General features: G+C 70.1%; 19 protein-coding genes. 11 read left to right on the top strand and 8 right to left on the bottom strand.

The features are described 5' to 3' along the window. Nucleotides 1-6: 6 nt before the first annotated feature. Nucleotides 7-1,614, bottom strand: a complete 1,608-nt coding sequence (locus tag ACIOC0_RS30790) for a PucR family transcriptional regulator (protein WP_402159010.1) — start codon at nt 1,612-1,614, stop codon at nt 7-9. A 149-nt stretch (nt 1,615-1,763) separates the two neighbouring features. Here ACIOC0_RS30790 and hisD point away from each other — a divergent pair, with 149 nt between their 5' ends. From hisD to ACIOC0_RS30770, 4 genes are all read left to right on the top strand, one after another. Then, nucleotides 1,764-3,068, top strand: a complete 1,305-nt coding sequence (gene hisD / locus ACIOC0_RS30785; RefSeq protein ID WP_402159078.1) for a histidinol dehydrogenase — start codon at nt 1,764-1,766, stop codon at nt 3,066-3,068. Nucleotides 3,069-3,163: 95 nt separating this feature from the next. Then, nucleotides 3,164-4,774, top strand: coding sequence for an APC family permease (locus tag ACIOC0_RS30780; RefSeq protein ID WP_402159009.1), 1,611 nt, complete (start codon nt 3,164-3,166; stop codon nt 4,772-4,774). After that, nucleotides 4,771-5,439, top strand: coding sequence for a ThuA domain-containing protein (locus ACIOC0_RS30775; RefSeq protein ID WP_402159008.1), 669 nt, complete (start codon nt 4,771-4,773; stop codon nt 5,437-5,439). The genes ACIOC0_RS30780 and ACIOC0_RS30775 overlap by 4 nt, the downstream gene beginning before the upstream one ends. 36 nt (nt 5,440-5,475) lie before the next feature. Next, complete coding sequence (locus ACIOC0_RS30770; protein WP_402159007.1) at nt 5,476-7,263, top strand: thiamine pyrophosphate-binding protein; 1,788 nt, start codon at nt 5,476-5,478, stop codon at nt 7,261-7,263. Nucleotides 7,264-7,415: 152 nt separating this feature from the next. Here the strand turns inward: ACIOC0_RS30770 and ACIOC0_RS30765 are convergent, their stop codons facing one another. The 3 genes from ACIOC0_RS30765 to ACIOC0_RS30755 all read right to left on the bottom strand — a co-directional run bounded on the left by ACIOC0_RS30765 (nt 7,416) and on the right by ACIOC0_RS30755 (nt 8,680). Continuing rightward, the gene (locus ACIOC0_RS30765) at nt 7,416-7,859 is read right to left on the bottom strand and encodes a hypothetical protein (protein WP_402159006.1); all 444 of its coding nucleotides are present in this window, start codon (nt 7,857-7,859) and stop codon (nt 7,416-7,418) included. A gap of 394 nt (nt 7,860-8,253) precedes the next feature. Beyond that, nucleotides 8,254-8,457 (bottom strand): hypothetical protein, encoded by a 204-nt coding sequence (locus ACIOC0_RS30760; RefSeq protein WP_402159005.1) that lies wholly within the window; start codon nt 8,455-8,457, stop codon nt 8,254-8,256. After that, a complete protein-coding gene (locus ACIOC0_RS30755; protein WP_402159004.1) occupies nt 8,447-8,680 on the bottom strand; it encodes a hypothetical protein in 234 nt (77 codons plus the stop codon). Before ACIOC0_RS30755 ends, ACIOC0_RS30760 begins: the two co-directional genes overlap by 11 nt. A gap of 234 nt (nt 8,681-8,914) precedes the next feature. On the opposite strand from ACIOC0_RS30755, the gene ACIOC0_RS30750 reads away from it, so the two are divergent. After that, a complete protein-coding gene (locus tag ACIOC0_RS30750; RefSeq protein ID WP_402159003.1) occupies nt 8,915-9,334 on the top strand; it encodes a hypothetical protein in 420 nt (139 codons plus the stop codon). A gap of 846 nt (nt 9,335-10,180) precedes the next feature. Here the strand turns inward: ACIOC0_RS30750 and ACIOC0_RS30745 are convergent. From ACIOC0_RS30745 to ACIOC0_RS30735, 3 genes are all read right to left on the bottom strand, one after another. Then, nucleotides 10,181-11,146 (bottom strand): pirin family protein, encoded by a 966-nt coding sequence (locus ACIOC0_RS30745; protein WP_402159002.1) that lies wholly within the window; start codon nt 11,144-11,146, stop codon nt 10,181-10,183. A gap of 68 nt (nt 11,147-11,214) precedes the next feature. After that, nucleotides 11,215-11,706, bottom strand: coding sequence for a hypothetical protein (locus tag ACIOC0_RS30740; RefSeq protein WP_402159001.1), 492 nt, complete (start codon nt 11,704-11,706; stop codon nt 11,215-11,217). Beyond that, entirely contained in the window at nt 11,703-12,125 is a 423-nt protein-coding gene (locus ACIOC0_RS30735) for an ATP-binding protein (protein ID WP_402159000.1), read from the bottom strand. Before ACIOC0_RS30735 ends, ACIOC0_RS30740 begins: the two co-directional genes overlap by 4 nt. 225 nt (nt 12,126-12,350) lie before the next feature. Here ACIOC0_RS30735 and ACIOC0_RS30730 point away from each other — a divergent pair, with 225 nt between their 5' ends. After that, the gene (locus ACIOC0_RS30730; RefSeq protein ID WP_402158999.1) at nt 12,351-12,581 is read left to right on the top strand and encodes a DUF397 domain-containing protein; all 231 of its coding nucleotides are present in this window, start codon (nt 12,351-12,353) and stop codon (nt 12,579-12,581) included. Between the two features lie 120 nt (nt 12,582-12,701). Continuing rightward, entirely contained in the window at nt 12,702-13,622 is a 921-nt protein-coding gene (locus ACIOC0_RS30725) for a helix-turn-helix domain-containing protein (protein ID WP_402158998.1), read from the top strand. 4 nt (nt 13,623-13,626) lie between these two features. Here the strand turns inward: ACIOC0_RS30725 and ACIOC0_RS30720 are convergent, their stop codons facing one another. Further along, nucleotides 13,627-14,445, bottom strand: coding sequence for an SAM-dependent methyltransferase (locus ACIOC0_RS30720; protein ID WP_402158997.1), 819 nt, complete (start codon nt 14,443-14,445; stop codon nt 13,627-13,629). Nucleotides 14,446-14,674: 229 nt separating this feature from the next. On the opposite strand from ACIOC0_RS30720, the gene ACIOC0_RS30715 reads away from it, so the two are divergent. The 4 genes from ACIOC0_RS30715 to ACIOC0_RS30700 all read left to right on the top strand — a co-directional run bounded on the left by ACIOC0_RS30715 (nt 14,675) and on the right by ACIOC0_RS30700 (nt 18,589). Next, nucleotides 14,675-15,499 (top strand): transcriptional regulator, encoded by an 825-nt coding sequence (locus tag ACIOC0_RS30715; RefSeq protein WP_402158996.1) that lies wholly within the window; start codon nt 14,675-14,677, stop codon nt 15,497-15,499. Beyond that, nucleotides 15,496-16,476 carry a pyridoxal-phosphate dependent enzyme gene (locus ACIOC0_RS30710; RefSeq protein ID WP_402158995.1) on the top strand — a complete coding sequence of 327 codons (981 nt, stop codon included), beginning with the start codon at nt 15,496-15,498 and terminating at the stop codon, nt 16,474-16,476. The genes ACIOC0_RS30715 and ACIOC0_RS30710 overlap by 4 nt, the downstream gene beginning before the upstream one ends. A gap of 208 nt (nt 16,477-16,684) precedes the next feature. Next, the gene (locus ACIOC0_RS30705) at nt 16,685-17,050 is read left to right on the top strand and encodes a cupin domain-containing protein (protein ID WP_402158994.1); all 366 of its coding nucleotides are present in this window, start codon (nt 16,685-16,687) and stop codon (nt 17,048-17,050) included. A 156-nt stretch (nt 17,051-17,206) separates the two neighbouring features. Further along, nucleotides 17,207-18,589, top strand: a complete 1,383-nt coding sequence (locus ACIOC0_RS30700) for an FAD-binding oxidoreductase (RefSeq protein WP_402158993.1) — start codon at nt 17,207-17,209, stop codon at nt 18,587-18,589. The last annotated feature ends 23 nt before the right edge of the window (nt 18,590-18,612 follow it).

Here is an 18,612-nt window from a genome sequence, read left to right as displayed (position 1 = left end):
CGGCGCTCAGGTCCGCCGAAGCGTCGGCTTGCGCAGCAAGTCGTGGCCCCGCACGGCGAGTTGCAGCCGCTGCTGGTTGCTGACCTGGGTTAGGTCCAGGCCGAGGATCTCGGAGAGCCGGTCGAGGCGGTGGTACAGGGTGCGCCGCTGGATGAAGAGTTCCTCGGCCGCCCGGGCCTTGTTGCCGCCGCAGTCGAGAAAGGTCCGCAGGGTGGGCAGCAGCGGGTTCTTCACGAGCGCGTCGTGCTTGAGCAGGGGGCCCAGCTCGTCCTCGACGTAGCGCCTGAGTTCGGGACCGTCCGAGAGCGCCACGAGCAGACGCAGGGCTCCCAGATCGTCGAAGTGACGCACCTCCGGCTGCTCTGCCGCCGCCGCGACGCAGGCCGCGCTGCGGCTCTGCCGCAGCGCCAGCGGCAGGGCGGCCGGATCCACGGTCCGGCTGACGCCGCCCCGCACGCCGTGATCGGTCAGCAGCTTGCGCACAGCGGTCACGTCCGCGCGTGCGGGCAGGCCCACGACCGCCACGTCGAACTCCCCGGTGTCGCCCACGACGGCCGGCCAACCGGCCTGCTGCAGCAGACGAGCGAGGACGTGGTCCTTGACGGGCTCGTCGTCGCCCGCCCACGCGGTGAGGACGATCAGCTCCCGCCCGCGCAGGTCCTGCCCGAGCGCCAGGCCGAGGCTCACGAACCGCTCGCCCGTGATGTCGCCCAGCAGCAGCCGGTTCAGCAGCGCCGTCTGGCGCTGGGAGGCGCGGGCGCCGCTCTCCCGCTCGCTGAGCAGCGAGATCGCCACGGCCGCGGCCGCCCGCTCCAGCGTTCGCAGCACGGCCGGGTGCGGCCGTACCTCGCCGTGCAGCAGATGGAGCCAGCCCCAGGACTCGCCCCGAAGGATCACGGGCTGACGTGCGCACGGCTCGACCTGGCTGAAGGACGCTGCGGAGGCCGCGGGGGCCTCGTTGCCCTGCGCGACGAGAGGGTGGTGGCGTTCGTGGATGGCCCGCGAGTGCGCGCTCCACTCGTTCACGACCCGGTCGGCCTCCGGGGTCGCGCCCCCGTAGGCGAGCATCTGATGCGTCACGTCCTCCAGCACCACGGCGTGCCCGGTGCGGCGGGCCAACTCCCTGACCACGCCGACATAGTCCTCGTCGGCCAGCAGCAGATCCATGAACGCCTGGCTGGTGGCCTCCTCGGCGATCAACTGCTTGACGCGGATGCCGACCAACACCTCGTGGACCTGGGCCGACGTCTCGACGAAGGGGATCTCGTCGGCCAGGCCCACCAGGGGCAGACCGGCCGCCTCGGCCTCCTCGACGGCGGCCTGCGGCATCGAGTCGAACATGCGCCCGGCCAGCTCGACGACGAGCACGGCCGCGCGCGCGTCCGCGACGCGGCGGACGAAGGCGCGCTGCTGCAGAGCGGTGCTGCCCATGCCCAGCCCGGCCGTCAGGAGCATCTCCTGGCCGCTGAGAAAGCGGTGGATGTCCGGGATCTCCCCGGTGTGCACCCAGCGCACCGGGCGGTCCAGGTTCCTCTCTCCGGCGTACACGCGCACTTCGGTGCGCTTGAACACCTCCAGTTCGAGTGTGGCGCGAACAGTCAGGGATTCAGCCATGAACCACTACCTCGGTGTGTGCTGGTTCCACGGCCAATATTGCACACACTGCGCCTGTCGCCGCACCCGCCTGTTTCCCCAGACTTCAGGTCAACCCCACAGGCACGACCACTTGCGAGGAGTGCAGAGTGTCGTCAGAGCGCCACTTCATCAAGGGTCCCGCCGCCGCGAAACCGGCGCGGACCAGCCGTCCGGAAATCGTCGAGACCGTCGCCGACGTGATCGCCGACGTACGGGCCGACGGCGACGCCGCGGTGCGCCGCTGGTCGCAGAAGTTCGACCAGTGGGGCCCGCCGTCCTTCCGGCTCAGCCCCGACCAGGTCGCCTCCGTGGTGGCCTCCGTCCCCGAGACGGTCCTCGACGACCTGCGGTTTGTCCAGGAGCAGGTCCGCGGCTTCGCCCGGGCGCAGCGGGACTCCCTCACCGACTTCGAGGTGGAGACGCTGCCCGGAGTGTTCCTGGGCCAGCGCAACATCCCGATCGGCGCGGCCGGCGCGTACGTTCCCGGCGGCCGCTATCCGCTCACCGCGTCGGCGCACATGACCGTCCTGACGGCCAAGGTCGCAGGCGTCCAGCGGGTCGCCGCGACGACCCCGCCGGACCGCGGGGCTCCGCCGCCCGTGAGCATCGCCGCGATGCATCTGGCGGGCGCCGACGAGATCTACGTCATGGGCGGCGTCCAGGCCGTGGCCGCCCTGGCGCTGGGCACCGAGACGATCGACGCGGTCGACATGCTCGCCGGCCCCGGCAACGCCTACGTGGCGGAAGCCAAGCGGCAACTGTTCGGCGAGGTCGGCATCGACCTGTTCGCCGGACCGACGGAAGTGCTGATCGTCGCGGACGACACCGCGGACCCGTTCGTGGTGGCGACGGACCTGCTGTCCCAGGCCGAGCACGGACCCGACTCCCCGACCGTCCTCATCACGACGTCCGAGAAGGTGGGCGCGCGGACCATCGCCTGGGTGGACAAGCTGCTGCCGGACCTGCCCACGGGAGACGTCGCCGGCCCCGCCTGGCGCGACCACGGCGAGGTGGTCGTGGTTCCCACCCTGGACGCCGCCTACGCGCTCGCCGACGAGTACGCCAGCGAGCACGTCCAGATCCTCACCGCCGAGCCCCGCGAGGCCCTGCACCGGATGCGCAACTACGGCGCCCTGTTCCTCGGGGACAAGACGTGCGTCGCGTACGGCGACAAGGTCATCGGCACCAACCACGTGCTGCCCACCCTGGGAGCGGCCCGCTACACAGGCGGTCTCTGGGTCGGCAAGTACCTCAAGACCGTGACATACCAGGAGATCAGGGACGCCGGGTCCAGCGCCCGGCTCGGCGAGATCTGCGGCAGGGCCTCACGCATCGAGAACTTCGAGGGACACGCGCGCTCGGGAGACGTCCGCGCCGCGCGCTACGGCTCGGCACCGCTGGACTGGACCGACCACGCCTTCGAGCAGAGCTGATCCGCGATGACGGATCGCGGCTTACGCCGGCCCGCGGGCGCAGCGCGGCACCCGTTCGACAAGGAGCACCTCCCCCTCGACCCACGGAGATCGTCATGTCAGCTACGGACAACGAGGCGCACGCGGCGCCCACATCCACCCGCGTCGGCCCCTCGGGCGGGGCCGCGAGACCCCTCTCGTCGGCCGCGGACGCCGAAATGCTCGCCGTACTCGGCTATGAGCAGAAGTTCGACCGCAAGGTCAGCCTGTGGGGGAACTTCGCCCTGGGCTTCGTGTACCTCTCGCCCCTCGTGGGCGTCGTGGCCCTCTTCGCGGTCGGTCTGGCGACCGCCGGCGGACCGTCCATCTTCTGGATCGGCATCGTCGGGGCCGGGCAGTTCCTGGTCGCGCTGGTCTTCGGGGAGGTCGTCTCGCAGTTCCCGCTCGCGGGCGGGCTCTACCAATGGGTCAGAAGGCTCTGGAACGGCCGCTATGCCTGGTTCAACGCGTGGACGTACATCTGTTGCATCACCATCGGCATCACCAGTACCGCACTGTTCAGCTCGGACTTCGCGGCGAGCCTCTTCGCCGGAACCGCCGACGCGCCCGCCATCAGCTCCACTCCCGTCCAGCGCCTGTGGATCGCGATCGCGGTGACCGTCGTCTGCCTGATCTGCAACTGCTTCGGCACGAGGACCCTGGCGTTGATCTCGAAGATCGGACTCGCTGCGGAACTGATCGGCATCGTTCTCGTGGGCTTCTACCTGCTGATCTTCGAACGGCACAACTCCGTCGCGATCTTCTTCGAGACCAGCAGCTCCAACCATGACAGCTACGTCATGGCCTTCATCGCCGCCTCACTCGTCGGGCTCTTCCTCTTCTACGGCTTCGAGGCGTGCGGCGAGATCGCGGAAGAGGTTCCCAACCCCTCCCGCAGCATCCCCCGGGCCATGCAGCTGACCGTCGCCGTCGGCGGAGTGGCCGCGCTGTTCGCCTTCGTCGGTTACGCACTCGCGGCTCCGGACCTCGCCTCGATCCTGTCCGGCAAGGACACCAACCCGATCCCCTCAATCCTGCAGAGCTCGGTCGGCACCGTCGGCACGAAGGTGGTGCTCACGGTGATCATGACGTCCTTCATCGCGGGTGTGATGAGCCAGCAGGCCGCCGCGAGCCGGATCGTCTTCTCCTTCGCCCGCGACGACATGTTCCCGGGTGCCCGCCTCTTTTCGCAGATCACCCGCAAGCACCGCGTCCCCATGAACGCGCTGCTGGCCGTGAACGTCCTGCCGCTGCTGCTCTTCGTGTTCGTCTACTACTCGCCCGACTCCCTCACCAAGATCGCGGCGTTCCAGATGCTGGCCGGATATGCGGCGTTCATGATGGTCGTGCTGGCCGCGCTGCGGATGCGCATGAAGGGCTGGCGTCCCGCCGGAGCCTGGACGCTGGGCCGTTGGGGCTTCGCTGTGACCGTGGCGGCCCTGGTCTACGGCGTGCTCGGCATGGTCCTTCTCGCCTGGCCCACCGGTGACGCCGGGACCCCGTTCGTGGACCGGTGGATCGCACTCATCGGGTTCCTCGTCGTCTCGGCCGTGGGTCTGGTGTACCTGCTGGTGATGAAGCCGGAGCGCAAGTCCACCGCGCCGGAAGGCGACGCCATAGAGGTGGCCGAGCGTCTGCGCAGCCGCGCCGCCGCCCTTGAGAGCACGACCGAAGGGAACCCCGCATGACCCGCGTCCTGTATCTGTACGGAGGCTGGCCGGGGCACAAGCCCTACCAGGTGGCCGAGGAATGGGCCCTCCCGATCTTCAAGAACCTCGGATACGACGTCGACGAGACCAACGACATCTTCTCCCTCGACGCAGACCTCACCGGCTACGACCTCATCGCGCTCAACTGGAACAACGCCCTGCTGTCCGAGGGCCTGACCGCCGCCCAGGAGTCGAACCTGCTGGGGGCGGTGGAGAACGGCACCGGAATCGCCGCCTGGCACGGCGCGGCCGCCGCGTTCCGCACCAGCCTCAAGTACCACTGGCTGCTCGGCGGCAGCTTCCTCGAACACCCCGCCGGCGAAGGCGTGAAGTACCCCTACGAGGTCACCGTCACGGACACCGGGCACCCGATCACCGCCGGGGTGAAGGACTTCCGGGTCGCATCCGAGCAGTACTACATGTCCGTCGACCCCAACAACCACGTCCTGGCCGAGACCGCCTTCACCGGTGAACACCTGCCCTGGCTGGAGGGAAAGACCATCCCCCAGGCCTGGACCCGCACCTGGGGCGAGGGCCGCGTCTTTTACAGCGCGGTCGGACACGACCTCGACGACCTCCAGAACCCGGACGTCACCCGCCTGTGCACCCAGGGCTTCGCCTGGGCCGCCCGTCAGAACCCCTGACCCCACCGTCCGACCCGACCTGATAGGGAACACACCATGCCCGTCCTCACCGGAGGCCAGATCGTCGCGCGAACCCTGCGCAACTACGGGGTCGACGTCGTAGCCGGCATCCCCGGCCACGGCATCTGGTCACTAACCGACGCCTTCCTCGACGACGAGTCCAGGATCCCCTTCATCCAGACCTTCCACGAGCAGAGCGCCGTCCACCTCGCCGACGGCTACTACCGCGTCACCGGCCGCCCGCAGGCCGCGGTGACCTCCATCGGCGCCGGCGCGAGCAACACCGTCATCGGCATGGGCACTGCGTTCACGGACTCCACCAGTGTTCTCGTCGTCACGGGCGGCCCGCCGACCCACATGCGCGGCCACGGACTGCTGCAGGAACTCGACCGCTACACGGCCAACGACTTCCCCAAGGTGGCCGAGGCCGTCAGCAAACGGCACTGGGTCGTCACCCGGGTCGAGGAACTCCCCTTCGTCCTGCACCGCTGTTTCAACTCCATGCTGACCGGCCGCCCGGGCCCGGTGCACCTCGAAGTCCCCATGGACGTACAGGCCGAGGCCGCGAACGTCGAACTCCACGACCTGGAGCGCCGCATCCCGGTCGGCCGCCAGCACCCCGACCCGGAGGCTGTCGACCGTGCCGTGGACGTGCTGCGCGCGGCCACCCGCCCGGTCATCGTGGTCGGCGGCGGCGCGATCACCTCCGAGGCCTCCGACCAGGTTCTCGCGCTTGCCGAGCGCTGGCAGATCCCGGTCGTCACCACGTGGAACGGCAAGAGCGCCTTCCCCGAGGACCACGAGCTGTTCGCCGGCAGCGTCGGCCAGACCGGCACCATGACGGGCAACGCCATCGCGAGCTCCGCCGACGTCGTCATCTCCGTCGGCTGCCGCTTCACCGACTGGTCCGCCTCCAGCTACGCCAAGGGCATCAGCTTCTCCATCCCGCCCGCGAAGCTCATCCACATAGACATCGACCCGCACGAGATCGGCAAGAACTACCCCGCCGAGGTGGGCATCGTCGCGGACGCGCAGCGCGCCGTGGCCGCGATCGTCGACTCCCTGCCCTCCAAGGGCGTCGACCGCTCCGAGTACCTCGCAGAACTCGCCCGCCTCAAGCGGGACTGGGAGGAGAAGCTTGCCGGCCGCCGCGACAGCGACCGCTTCCCCTTCACCTCCCAGCGCCCGCTCGGCGCCCTGCGCAACGTGCTCCCGCGCGACGCGATCATCGTCGCCGGCTCGGGCAACACCCAGGGAGCGGTCAAGCAGACCTTCCCGGTCTACTCGCCGCGTACCCACCTCACCTCCGGCGGCTTCTCCTCCATGGGCTGGGCGATCCCGGCGGCCGTAGGCGCCAAGCTCGCCCGGCCGGAGAGCCCGGTGGTGTGCGTTCTCGGCGACGGCGACTTCCTCATGACCTCACAGGAAATCGCCCTGAGCGTCACCGCCGGCGCACCGGTGATCTTCGTCGTCCAGAACAACGCGGGCTACATGTCGATCCGCGGCGGCCAGCGCAAGCAGACCTCCCGGCACATCGGCACCGAGTTCTCCCACCCGGACGGCTCGCCGTACAGCCCCGACTTCGCGGCCATGGGCCCGTCCTTCGGGATCGAGTCGTGGAAGGTCGACGACGCCGCGTCCCTGGAGCCGACGCTGCGCAAGGCGGTCCAGTCCGGGGCCCCCGCCTTGATTGAGGTCCCCACGGACCGCGATGCCGCGGGCCCCTGGGTCCCCGGCTGGTGGGACTTCCCGATCCCGGCCTACATCACCGACGAGCGCCAGGACGAGTACGACCGCATCAGGTCCACGGAGCAGCACCTCTGAGGCAGCCCAGCACCAGCGACAAACGACCGCCCGTGCAGCCGAGACTGGCCGCATGGGCGGTCGTCGGTTACATCCGGCCTCGCCAAGGCCGGCGCGGCAGCACGATGGCCGGGGCTGAGGCCGACGTGGAGGCCCTGGAGGACGGGATGCCTTCATGGGAGTGGACCGGCGCGCAGCACCGATGCGGCGGTAGAGGTCCTCGGCGGGACGATGCGAGACGATTTGCCGCGGTCGAGTCCGGCAGTGCGAGCCCCGGCTCGCCTGTGCGCGACGAGCATGGTGACCCGCCGGGTGATTCGGAGGTGGACGAACAGGGACGGGAGGGAGCGGGCTCCGGGCACCCAGCGCAGGGCGAAGTTGCGGTAGGTCACGCGGGCCCAGCCGAGGATGAGTTCGTGCGGGTTCGACTGGTCGAGGCTGGTGCAGGCGACGACAGGTCCGTCGAAGAGGAAGGGGTTGGCCTGGGCCAGATCGTCCCAGACACGGTCTCGTGCAACTTGGTGTGTAGCGGACAGCTGCGGCGGCGCCTCTTCGACGAGACGGAGCTTGGTGGCCTCGATGACGTCAACGGCTGGTTGCGTTCGGGGAGGGGGCACCGCCGCAGGCTGTCACACAGGACACCCTGTCCACACTGGGTTGTCAGTTTCGTTAGCGAAGTCGAACGCGATGGTGCCCTTTCTGGCGGACCTCCGGGTCAGAAATGCTCGGCGAGCCAGAGTTCGTGCTCCGTGGTGCTGCGGATGAATGTGGCCAGGCTCTGTTCGTCGGCCGCGCGGACGCCTGCCACCGGTGGTGCTGCGGTATCCGCCGACGTACCAGACCGTGGCCTGGCGGTGGGTAAGCCGGACACCCAAGTCGAGACAGGCCGGGTCGCCCGGGAGGGTCTGCGCGATCTGCAGAGCTCTTGTCGCCTGAGGAACCGTGTCACGCGGCGTGACTGTGCTGCTGGATCTCGCGCAGGTCGCGGCTGCCCGTGGGAGCGGGGTCAGGTTAGGCAGTGCTGGTGTCGGCGGCCTGGGGGTCCTGTGTGGCAAAGACGTCGGCGAGCTGCGGAACGCGGTCGCGGGTCCTGCCGAGGGCCTTGAGGAACGGGTCGTCGGCGGCCTTGAGCGCCGCGTCGCGGACGAAGTCCTCGGGGGACTTGCCGGCGAGGTGGGCGGCCGCCTCGACGCGCGCGTACTTCTCAGGCGCCAAGGACGGAACCTGACGTCCGTTCTGGTCCATACGAGCGACGGTACCAGCGCGCCCGGCCCCGACCGAAAGCGCTCAGAAAAGAATCCTGCACGCTCGCGGCCGTGACCAGCACCACCCCGAGCAGCAGGCCGAGGATGTCGGTGACGATGCTGCTTAAGCGCCGCGCCGTGCCGAAACCGACCGCACCGCCGCGGTGGTGGAGCAATTCCGGTACCGCGGCCATGGATGCCATCGGGCGCCGTGCCGGGAGCGGCACGCGTGCCACAAGGTTTCCGCAAGGTCCCGGCGGCACGATGCGCGTATGCGCCGCGCGCCCCTGAGAGACCGTGCGGGCATGGCCTTCGTGGTGATCCCAGTAATCAGTGATTCCAGAAAGGGGACTCTCATGTCCGCTTCCTCGTCCGTATCCTCGCCCCGCCCGTCACGGCCGAGGCTCGCGGCCGTCTCCGGTCTGGCGTTGACCGTGTCGCTGGCCGGTGCGGCCGTCGCGCCGACAACGGCCTCCGCGGACAACGGCGACCGCACCAGGACCGTCAACTGTGCATCGCTGTACGTGTCGGACAGCGGCGGCACGGTCCACGCCAGGACCAGGAACTGCACGGTCACCTGGGGCAAGAACATCCACGACAACGTCTACTGGCAGACCGTGAAGTTCCAGCTGCTCGACGACGACACCGACGGTGTGTGTGCCAAGGCGAACGCGATCGCATCCGACTCGGGGAAGAGCGCCTCGTTCAGCGAGTGCGACGGTGTCTGGACGACGAAGACCGCCACGCTGAACGGCCGCAGCTCCAACATCTTTATCAGGGTCGCCTACGGATCGCACTCCCAGCACGGCAAGATCAGCACGAACATCGGGGCGCCTTCCGGGTTCTGACCGGCGGCTCGGGGCGGGACCGGGGACGCTCTGATGGATTCCGAACCAGGGCAGTGACGGCAACGGATGGACCGATGGGACAAGGCGATCGCAATCCACGGGTCCGCCGAGTCCCCGCGGCGCCGCTCCGACGCCTCCGCCTCCTCCTTCTTTCAGCTCGTCCCTCCGCTGCTGGCCGAGAGCGTGGCTGGGCAGGTCGAGAGTGTGCCCGGAGGAGGCAGTCGCGGCCCCGAGAGGTGGGGGTGAACAGGTTGGCCGACCTCCGGAACAGGCCGTGAAAGCCGAGGCCTCCACGCTGGTTGGGCCGTGTCCCCTCAGGCCACTGAACCGGAACGAGACGGCCACGTCGCGCTGACTGCCGATCTGGGTGGGATGTGGTGGCCGGGCCGGGTGTGGACGTTGTGCACGGTGTCGGCATCCGCCGGCTGGGACGGAAATGGGAGGTGCTGCGCAGTGGCAGAACGCAAGGAAGCGCACGCGTTGACTTTGTGGGGGTCCCATAACCGGAGGCGTGTGGTCAGCATGGTTCCGAAGAGGGTGGGGTTCCGCGCTCACTCAGGGAAGGGAGCCCTGCCGGCGGCTCGCGGATCGAGTGGGAGAACGCGGTGGTGAGAGGGGTGCGGGAGTGCGAGCAGAGCTCCCTGCAGATACCTGACTGCATGTCAGTAAAGACAGCAAAGGGTCAGCATCAGTCCGACCAAAGCTGACTACGGCTGGCGAACCTGCACCTTGAGGTGGGGTGGAACGAGGGGTGCGAAGGGGGTTTGCTCGCGTGATCTGAGTGAACCGGTCGAGGTGTGCTCCCCTTCGCCCCGCAATGTGTGCGCCGAGCAGGAAACTAACAGCTCAGCGCACTCGACCCCGTGGTTTCAGCGGCACCGGAGGCAGTTCCGGGGCAGGTAGAGGGCTTCCGTCGAAACCCTTCACGACCCCGAATCGCGATCCGCTCATCCAGTCCTCCCGGGCCTGGGTGATCTCGTCCTGCGTGCGCCCGACGAAGTTCCACCACATGATCAGCTCCTCCGCGAAGGGTTCGCCGCCCAGGAGCATCAGGCCTGCGTCGGACTCTGCGCGCAGCGGCAACTCCGTTCGGCCGCAGCCGAGGTAGAGCATCGAGCCCGGCAGGACCGGCACGCCGTCCACATGCGCTTCGCCGGACATCGACAGCACGCCGTACTCGAAGTCGGGTACGAGGGGCAGGCGGACGTCGGCGCCATGGGCGAGGGTCAGGTCGGCGCCGACGATCGGGGTGTACGCCGTGCCGGGGGAGACGGAGCCGTCGAGGTCGCCGAGGATCACCGTGGCGGTGAGCCCGGGGGCGGTGACCGTGGGCAGGCCGGCGTGGTGCTCGAAGTGGGGCTCGGTGTGCCGGTGGGTGTCGGGAAGCGCCACCCACAGCTGGGCGCCGTGCAGGAACCGCGCGTGTGCCTTCGGGCTCTCCTCGGAGTGGCTGATCCCGCGCCCCGACGTCATCAGTCCCAGCTCGCGCGGGCGGATCGTCCGGAGGCTGCCCGTGGAGTCGCGGTGCAGCACCTCGCCCTCATGCAGCCAGCTCACCGTCTGCAGACCGATGTGCGGGTGCGGCGGGACCTGCATGCCGGGCTCGTCGGCGATGTCGTCCGGGCCGTAGTGGTCGACGAAGGCCCAGGCGCCGATCATGCGGCGGCCCAGGTTGGGCAGCAGCCGGCGTACCTCGGTCGCCTCACCGAGCTTGACGTGCCGGGGGTTCAGCAGCTCGCGGACGGGCTCGGCGACGACGAATCCACGGCCGCCGCACACGCTGGGTACCGGCGCGCGGTCAAGGTTGCTCATGGCGCCCAACCTAGCGCCCGCCGCGCCCGTGCGCCGCACCGCGGGCCCCACCCCTCCCGCGTTCCGCTTCAGCGGCCGCCGAGGGTGGCCGCGAGGTCCTCGCTCGCGCGGACGATCTCCCCGTCCGGTTCGTCGAGCAGTTGGTGCAGGACCGCGCTCTGGGCGTGGACGGCGTGCCTTGCGTCGCGTTCCCATTGCACGTAGTTGTCGCGGCGGCGCAGCAGTTTGGGGTAGGCGGTGGCCGTGATCTCCCACTGCCGGGTGACGGCGATGCACTTCAGCAGATGCAGTATCTCGACGCGGCACGTGACCTGGGGGAGCCGGACGAGTTCCCACAGGAAGGGCACCGTGGCCGCCGTCGCCTGGCCTACGACGAAGCCGTACTGGCAGATGCGCTGGCGGAGTTGGCCGAGCGCGGGGCCCGCGGTGTCGGCGTCGCCGCGGGCGACGGTGGTGAGCAGGGTGGGGATGGCCGCGGCGGAACCGGTGGAGTCCTTGATCTCGGGCCACGGCACGTGCCCCAGGTCCTCGAGCGGTACGGGTCTGTTTATGGCAGTCATGTCAGTGGTGAGGGACGGGTCGGCAGCATGGCCCAGACGGTCTTGCCCACGGGGCAGCGCCGGGTCCAACCCCAGTGCTCCGACAGGGCTTCGACGATGTGCAGTCCGCGGCCGTGTTCCAGCAACGGGTCGTCGGTGTGCGCGTACACCGGTGGGACGTCGCTCGGGTCGGTGACGGCGCAGACCAGGTGGTGGGGGCGCAGGCTGAGTCGCAGCCGTGCGCCGGCGGCCGCGTCCTGCCGCTGACCCGCGGGCTCGGGCAGGTCTGCCAGGGCGTGCAGGACGGCGTTGGCGGCGAGTTCGGTGACGACGGTGAGCGCGTCGTCCGCGCGGTGCTCCAGGGACCAGGCGTCCAGGGTGCGGTGGGTGAAGTCTCGGGCCTCCGCGAAGCCCCTCCGGCTGCCCGTGAGGTGCAGCACGGCGGTTCTGGGCGACGAGTCGCCTACTGGCTCATGGTTCCGGAACTGCGCAGGTGATGACACGGCATCTCCCTGGGGGCATCTGAGGCGACGTCAGGACGGTACGGCTGCACGCGACGCTGGACGGAACGGCTGAACTGCGGTTGACGACATGGTTATTATCCACGCTGACGATGGTCTCGTGCAATTTCACGGGAAATTGCGCGCAAGTCCGAGGAGAGTGCAGTGTCGTCAGTGGCGAACGGAGTGCGGGCGAGCGAGCTGGGCGTCCGCTGGATCAAGAGCAGTCACAGCAACGCCGAGGGCAACTGTGTCGAGGTGGCGGCCCTGGAGGGGGGCGGCGTCGCGATGCGCAACTCCCGCGATCCGGAGGGTCCCGCGCTGGTCTACACGCCGGCCGAGCTGGCCGCGTTCCTGGCCGGGGCCAAGGGCGGGGAGTTCGATCACTTGCTCTAGCGGCTGAGTGGGGCGCGCCTCAACACCGTTGCGGAGCAAGGCAATTCCGTCGAGGAGTGCGGCGGGAGGCCTCGGGGTGCGATAATGAGCTTGTCGTCTGCCGGTCCACGGGGAGTCAGGATGCCTGCCGAGTCGCCTCGCGTCTCCCGTCTCGAACCGTATCTGAACCGGGCCGAGCCCGCCCCGACCTTGCTGAAAATGCTGGTCGGTGTGCAGTTGGCCGGCATCCGGGAGGACGCCGGCCTCTCCCAGGAGCAGGCCGCGCGCAAACTGGGTTTCAGCCCGGCCAAGTTGTCACGCATCGAGGCGGGCAAGGGGCGTCGTCCGCCCGCGGAGGCCGACGTCCGCGCCCTGCTCGGCCTGTACGAGTGTGACGAGCACGAGGGTTCCGTACTGCTGCAGTTGCTGCGGCAGGCGGGGGAGCCGGGCTGGTGGCAGCGCTACGACAAGCGGCTGATGCCCGAGTGGTTCGACCGGCTCGTCGGCCTCCAGGAGGCGGCGACGGCCATCCGGACCTTCGAAATCCAGTACGTCCCGGGCCTGTTGCAGATCCCCGCGTACACGCGCGCCGTCGTGGAGCGCGGGCTGCCCATGGCCTCCCGCCGGGAGGTCGAGCGCCGGGTGGAGCTGCGGACCCGGCGCACCGAGCTGCTGAACCGGGCGGACGCGCCGCAGGTGTGGGCGATCCTCGACGAGTCGGTGCTGCTGCGCGTCCTCGGCGGCCGTGACGTCATGCGCGAACAGCTCGCCCACCTCGTCAGGATGGCCCGGCTGCCCCATGTGACGGTCCAGGTCGTGCCGTTGGACGTCACCCACGCCTCCGCTCCGGCCCTGCCGGTCACCTACCTCCGGTTCGGCGGCTCCGACCTGCCCGACGTGGTCTACCTCGAGCAGATCAGGAGCGCCACGTTCCTGGAGGACCGGGACGAGACGGAGGAGTACCGGGTCTCGCTGGACCGGCTGGCCGACGAGGCGCTGGACCCCCGTGACTCCCTGAAGCTGCTCACGGAGACGATGGACCAGCGCTACCCCGGCTCCTGACCCGTCACGGAAGCCGGCCTACCCCGCCGAACTCGATCCACTCCTGCGTGAGTTGGCGGGGCGCCACCTCCGTGTCGGGGCGCCAGGTGGAGACCTCCACCAGCCCCGGAGGGAGGATCTCCAGGCCGTCGAACAGCGCCGCGACGTCCTTCTCCTCGCGCACCCGGCCCCAGTGCCCCTGCGTGGCCTGGTCCATGAAGTTGGTGACGAAGTCCCGGACCGCCGGGTCCTCGCTCACCAGCTGACACATCACCAGGAAGCTTCCGGGCGCGAGGCGTTCGGTCACCTTGCGGACCACCGCCTGCGGGCCGTCGGTCTCGCTGTCCGGGATGCAGTGGAACACCGAGTTGAACAGCACGGCGACCGGCTGGGAGAAGTCGATCAAGCGCTCGGTGTCGGGGTGCTGGAAGATCGCCTCGGTCTCTCGCATGTCCGCGTGGATGACGGTGGTGCGCTCGTCCTGCTCCAGCAGGGCACGGCCGTGCACGAGCACCATCGGGTCGTTGTCGACGTAGACGACGTGCGCGGTCGGGTCGACGCGCTGCGCGACCTGGTGCACGTTGTCCTGCGTGGGCAGGCCGGAGCCGTGGTCGAGGAACTGCCGGATGCCGTGCTCCTGCGTCAGCGTGCGGACCACCCGCTGGAGGAAACGCCGGTTGTTCAGCGCGAGGGCCCGGGTGCTGGGGACGACCTTGTCGAGTTCCTCGCAGGCGGCGCGGTCCGCCGCGTAGTTGTCCTTGCCGCCCAGGTAGTGGTCGTACATGCGCGCGGCGGTGGGAACCGTGGCGTCGATCGACGTGGACAGCTGCTTGCCAGGCTGCATCTCTTCCCCCAGATCCGAGCCGTGCCGTGGTCCGGCGCGGTCGACAACCCATCCTAGGGAAACGGCAATTGGCGGTGCCACCCCTTGATCGAGGTTCCCCTGGAGGCGGGACACGGGAGTCGTCTCGGGATGAGCTTCTGGACTGGATATCCAGAAGCTGGATTCATGGTCTAAGCTCGTACAAGGCAGGGTGACGCCTGCGGGTGTGTGTGGCGGTGAGGGAGGCCGGATGACGGGTAAGGAGCAGCGCCCGGCGGCGCGCGAGAGGGAGCGGGACGCGATCCTGAGGGCGCTGACGCCCGTCATCGACGGGATCGCGGCCACCTTCGGTCCCGTCTGCGAGGTCGTGCTGCACGACTACCGGCGGCCGGAGAGTTCCGTGGTCGCCGTCGCCGGGACCGTGACCGGGCGCACGGTGGGTGGCGCGATGAGCGAGATCGGCATGCGGCTCCTCGCCCGTGGCGACGACGCGGCCGACGAGCTCAACTACGTGACCCGCACCGGTTCCGGTCGCCTCGTGAAGGCGTCCACGATGATGCTGCGCGACAGCGGGGGCGCGGTGTTCGGCTCCCTCTGTGTCAATGTGGACGTCACGGAGGTCGACCGGGCGCGGAGCCTGCTCGCCGCGCTCGCCGGGGCGGGCGCACCTCCCGCGGACGCGCCCGTGACCACCTTCGGCGACGACATCGACTCCGTCGTCGACGCCCTGCTCGACGCCCATCTGGCACGCCAGGACGAGACCTGGGCCGCTCTCGACCGGGCCCGCCGGCTCGCCCTCTTCCGAGGGCTGGACGAGCGCGGGGTGTTCGCCGTGCGGCGGGCCGTGGAGCAGGTCGCCGCCCGCCTGGGCATCTCGCGGGCCTCCGCCTACAGCTACCTGTCCCAGGCCAGAGCGGCCGGGCACCCCGACGGCCAGGGCCCCGGCCGTGACGACCCCGACCGCCGCCATCGCCCCAGCCGTGACGCCCCCGACGCCCACCGTCCAGACGCGCCCGAACGCCCCCGTCCCGACACGCCCGACCGCCCCGACACCCCTGAGGGAGCCACCCCGTGACGACCACACCCGCGCCGATCACCCTCGACGACGTCCGTGACGCGGCGGCCCGGCTCAAGGGGGTCGCGCACCGCACCCCCGTGCTCAACTCCCGGACCCTGGACGAGGCCGTCGGCGCGGAGGTGCTGCTGAAGTGCGAGAACTTCCAGCGCGTGGGCGCCTTCAAGTTCCGCGGCGCCTACAACGCGGCCTCCCGGCTGACCCCGGAGCAGCTCGCGCGCGGCATCGCCGCCTACTCCTCGGGCAACCACGCCCAGGCCGTCGCCCTGGCCGCCCGGGAACTCGGGACCAGCGCGGTGATCGTCATGCCCGAGGACGCCCCCCGCTCCAAGCGGGCGGCCGCGGAAGGCTACGGCGCCGAGATCGTGACGTACGACCGCTACGACGGTGACCGGGTGGCGATCGCCGAGGCCCTCGCCGCCGAACGCGGACTCACCCTCATCCCGCCCTACGAGCACCCCCACGTCATGGCCGGGCAGGGCACCGCCGCTCTCGAACTGCTCGAAGAAGCGGGAGAGTTGGGCGCACTGCTCGCCCCGGTCGGCGGCGGCGGGCTGATCGCGGGCAGTGCCACGGCGGCCAAGGCGCTGTACGACGGCATCCGGATCGTCGGCGTCGAGCCGGAGGCCGGCGACGACACCAAGCGGTCGCTGGAGGCGGGCCGTCGGGTGAGTGTGCCGGTGCCGCGCACCATCGCCGACGGGCAGGCCCTGCACACCCCCGGCGAATTGACCTTCTCCGTCAACCGCAGGCTGGTCGACGCGATCGCGTTGGTCTCCGACGACGAGATCCGCGCCGCGATGCGCTTCGCCTTCGAGCGGCTGAAGATCGTCGTGGAGCCGAGCGGGGCGACGCCGCTGGCCGCGCTGCTGTCCGGCCGGATCGAGGACCTGCCGCGCCGGGTCGGAGTGATCGTCTCCGGCGGCAACGTCGACGCGGAACGCTTCGCGCGGCTGTGCGGCGGGGCCGCCGCCTGATCACGAGTCGGGGCCGGCCGCACCCGCCGTATGAGGGAAGGACTCACCCGCCGTACGAAGCAAGGACTCAAGGGCCGTCCCCGGATGGCGGGTCCCCGGACGCGGGCGGACGATGGAGGGGTGGGGACCGGCCCCCACCGGTGACGTCCAGGGCCGCCGGGGGACCGGCCCCGGCCGCGGGCGTGCGCGGCCGGAAGGGAGGAGCGTCATGCTGGAAGTGAAGACGCTCGACAAGCCTGACGAGCGGCGCGACTTCCCACGCGGCCACCTGGAAGCCGTCCACATGACGGGGCTCGACTTCGCCGTGGCGACGTTCGAGCCCGGCTGGCGCTGGACCGAGTCCGTGGGACCGCTCGCGGGAACCGACAGCTGCCAGGTGCACCACAACGGCTTCGTCGTCCAGGGCCGTATGCACATCCGCATGGACGACGGCGGCGAGAGCGAAGTGGGCGTGGGCGACGTGTTCGTGTGCCCGCCGGGCCACGACGCCTGGGTGGTCGGGGACGAGCAGGTGATCATGTACGACTTCGCGGGACAGATGGCCACGGAGTACGCGAAGACCGAGGAGGGCTGACCGCAAGGCGGTGACCGCACGCCACACGGTGTGCGGTCGCTTTCCGCCCGGTGCCGCTCCGCCCGTGCCCGGCGCCCGGCTGAGGGGTGCCGGGCCGCGCGGCCCGGACGGGCACAGTGCAAGGACCCCTGAGTGCCCTCCCCGAGGAGACCACCCATGGACAGCGCGGCTTTGGACGCGATGAAGACCTCTCTGCGCGGACCCGTCATCGGTCCGCAGGACGCGGAGTACGAGCGGACCCGCAGGGTGTACAACGCGATGATCGACAAGCGTCCCGCCGCGTTCGTGCGGTGCGCGGACGCGGCGGACGTGATGGCGGCGGTCGACCACATCCGTGACAGCGGCCTGCGACTCGCCGTACGGGGCGGCGGGCACAGCGGCCCCGGACTGTGCCTGGTCGACGGCGGCGTCACCGTCGACCTGTCACCGATGCGCTGGGTGCGCGTCGACCCCGTCGCCCGGACCGCCCAGGTGGGCGGCGGCAGCCAGCTCCGCGACCTCGACCACGCCGCGCACGGCTTCGGCCTGGCCACGCCCACCGGGATCGTGTCGATGACCGGCGTCGGCGGTCTGACCCTCGGCGGCGGCCACGGATACCTGACCCGCAAGTACGGCCTGACGATGGACAATCTGATCGCCGCCGACGTCGTCCTCGCCGACGGCAGCTTCGTCACCGCAGACGAGAACCACCACCCCGACCTGTTCTGGGCCCTGCGCGGAGGCGGCGGGAACTTCGGCGTCGTGACCGCCTTCACCTACCGTCTGCACCCCGTGGACACCGTCGGCGCCGGCATCACCGTCTGGCCCGTCGACCGGACCCGCGAAGTGCTCGGCTGGTACCGGGACTTCCTCCCGCAGGCCCCCGAGGACGTCTACGGCTTCTTCGCCCTGCTCACGGTCCCGCCGGCCCCGCCGTTCCCCGAGGATCTCCACGGGCACAAGATGTGCGCGGTGGTGTGGTGCCACACCGGCGACCCGGAGCGCACCGGGGACGTCCTCGCCGTGGTGGACGAACCCGCCCGGCCCGCCTTCCATTTCACCGCGCCGATGCCGTACCCCGCGCTGCAGAGCATGTTCGACGAGCTGATCCCCACCGGCTACCAGTGGTACTGGCGCGGCGACTTCTTCGACCGGATCCCCGACGCGGCCGTGGACGTGCACCTCAAGTACGGCGAGAACCTGCCCACGCCGCTCTCCCTGATGCACCTGTACCCGGTCGACGCCGCCGCCCACCGGGTGCCTCCGGAGGACACCGCGTGGGGCTACCGGGACGCCGTCTGGTCCGGCGTCTTCGCCGGAGTCGACCCCGACCCGGCGAACGCCGAGGTCCTGCGGCAGTGGTGCGTGGACTACTGGGAGGAGACCCACCCGTACTCCATGGGCGGCTCGTACGTGAACTTCATGGGCCAGGACGAACGGCAGGACCGCGTCCGCGCCACCTACCGGGGGCACTACGACCGGCTCGCCCAGGTCAAGCGGACCTACGACCCGGACAACCTCTTCCACGCCAACCAGAACATCGAACCCGCCCCCGCCTGAGGGCGGTTCCGGGGGACAGGCAC

It is taken from the genome of Streptomyces sp. NPDC088254 (genome assembly GCF_044740925.1).
Classification (GTDB): Bacteria; Actinomycetota; Actinomycetes; order Streptomycetales; family Streptomycetaceae; genus Streptomyces.
Note: the sequence above shows the minus strand (reverse complement) of the source record. Positions and strands in the feature narration are given on the sequence as shown.

Excerpts from the sequence above, each read along its gene's own strand:
- ACIOC0_RS30725 (WP_402158998.1), top strand. The coding sequence starts at position 12,702 with ATGCCTGCCGAGTCGCCTCGCGTCTCCCGTCTCGAACCGTATCTGAAC.
- ACIOC0_RS30770 (WP_402159007.1), top strand. The coding sequence starts at position 5,476 with ATGCCCGTCCTCACCGGAGGCCAGATCGTCGCGCGAACCCTGCGCAAC.
- ACIOC0_RS30720 (WP_402158997.1), bottom strand. The coding sequence starts at position 14,445 with ATGCAGCCTGGCAAGCAGCTGTCCACGTCGATCGACGCCACGGTTCCC.
- ACIOC0_RS30715 (WP_402158996.1), top strand. The coding sequence starts at position 14,675 with ATGACGGGTAAGGAGCAGCGCCCGGCGGCGCGCGAGAGGGAGCGGGAC.
- ACIOC0_RS30755 (WP_402159004.1), bottom strand. The coding sequence starts at position 8,680 with ATGGCCGCGGTACCGGAATTGCTCCACCACCGCGGCGGTGCGGTCGGT.
- ACIOC0_RS30790 (WP_402159010.1), bottom strand. The coding sequence starts at position 1,614 with ATGGCTGAATCCCTGACTGTTCGCGCCACACTCGAACTGGAGGTGTTC.
- ACIOC0_RS30775 (WP_402159008.1), top strand. The coding sequence starts at position 4,771 with ATGACCCGCGTCCTGTATCTGTACGGAGGCTGGCCGGGGCACAAGCCC.
- ACIOC0_RS30745 (WP_402159002.1), bottom strand. The coding sequence starts at position 11,146 with ATGAGCAACCTTGACCGCGCGCCGGTACCCAGCGTGTGCGGCGGCCGT.
- ACIOC0_RS30780 (WP_402159009.1), top strand. The coding sequence starts at position 3,164 with ATGTCAGCTACGGACAACGAGGCGCACGCGGCGCCCACATCCACCCGC.
- ACIOC0_RS30705 (WP_402158994.1), top strand. The coding sequence starts at position 16,685 with ATGCTGGAAGTGAAGACGCTCGACAAGCCTGACGAGCGGCGCGACTTC.
- ACIOC0_RS30740 (WP_402159001.1), bottom strand. The coding sequence starts at position 11,706 with ATGACTGCCATAAACAGACCCGTACCGCTCGAGGACCTGGGGCACGTG.
- ACIOC0_RS30700 (WP_402158993.1), top strand. The coding sequence starts at position 17,207 with ATGGACAGCGCGGCTTTGGACGCGATGAAGACCTCTCTGCGCGGACCC.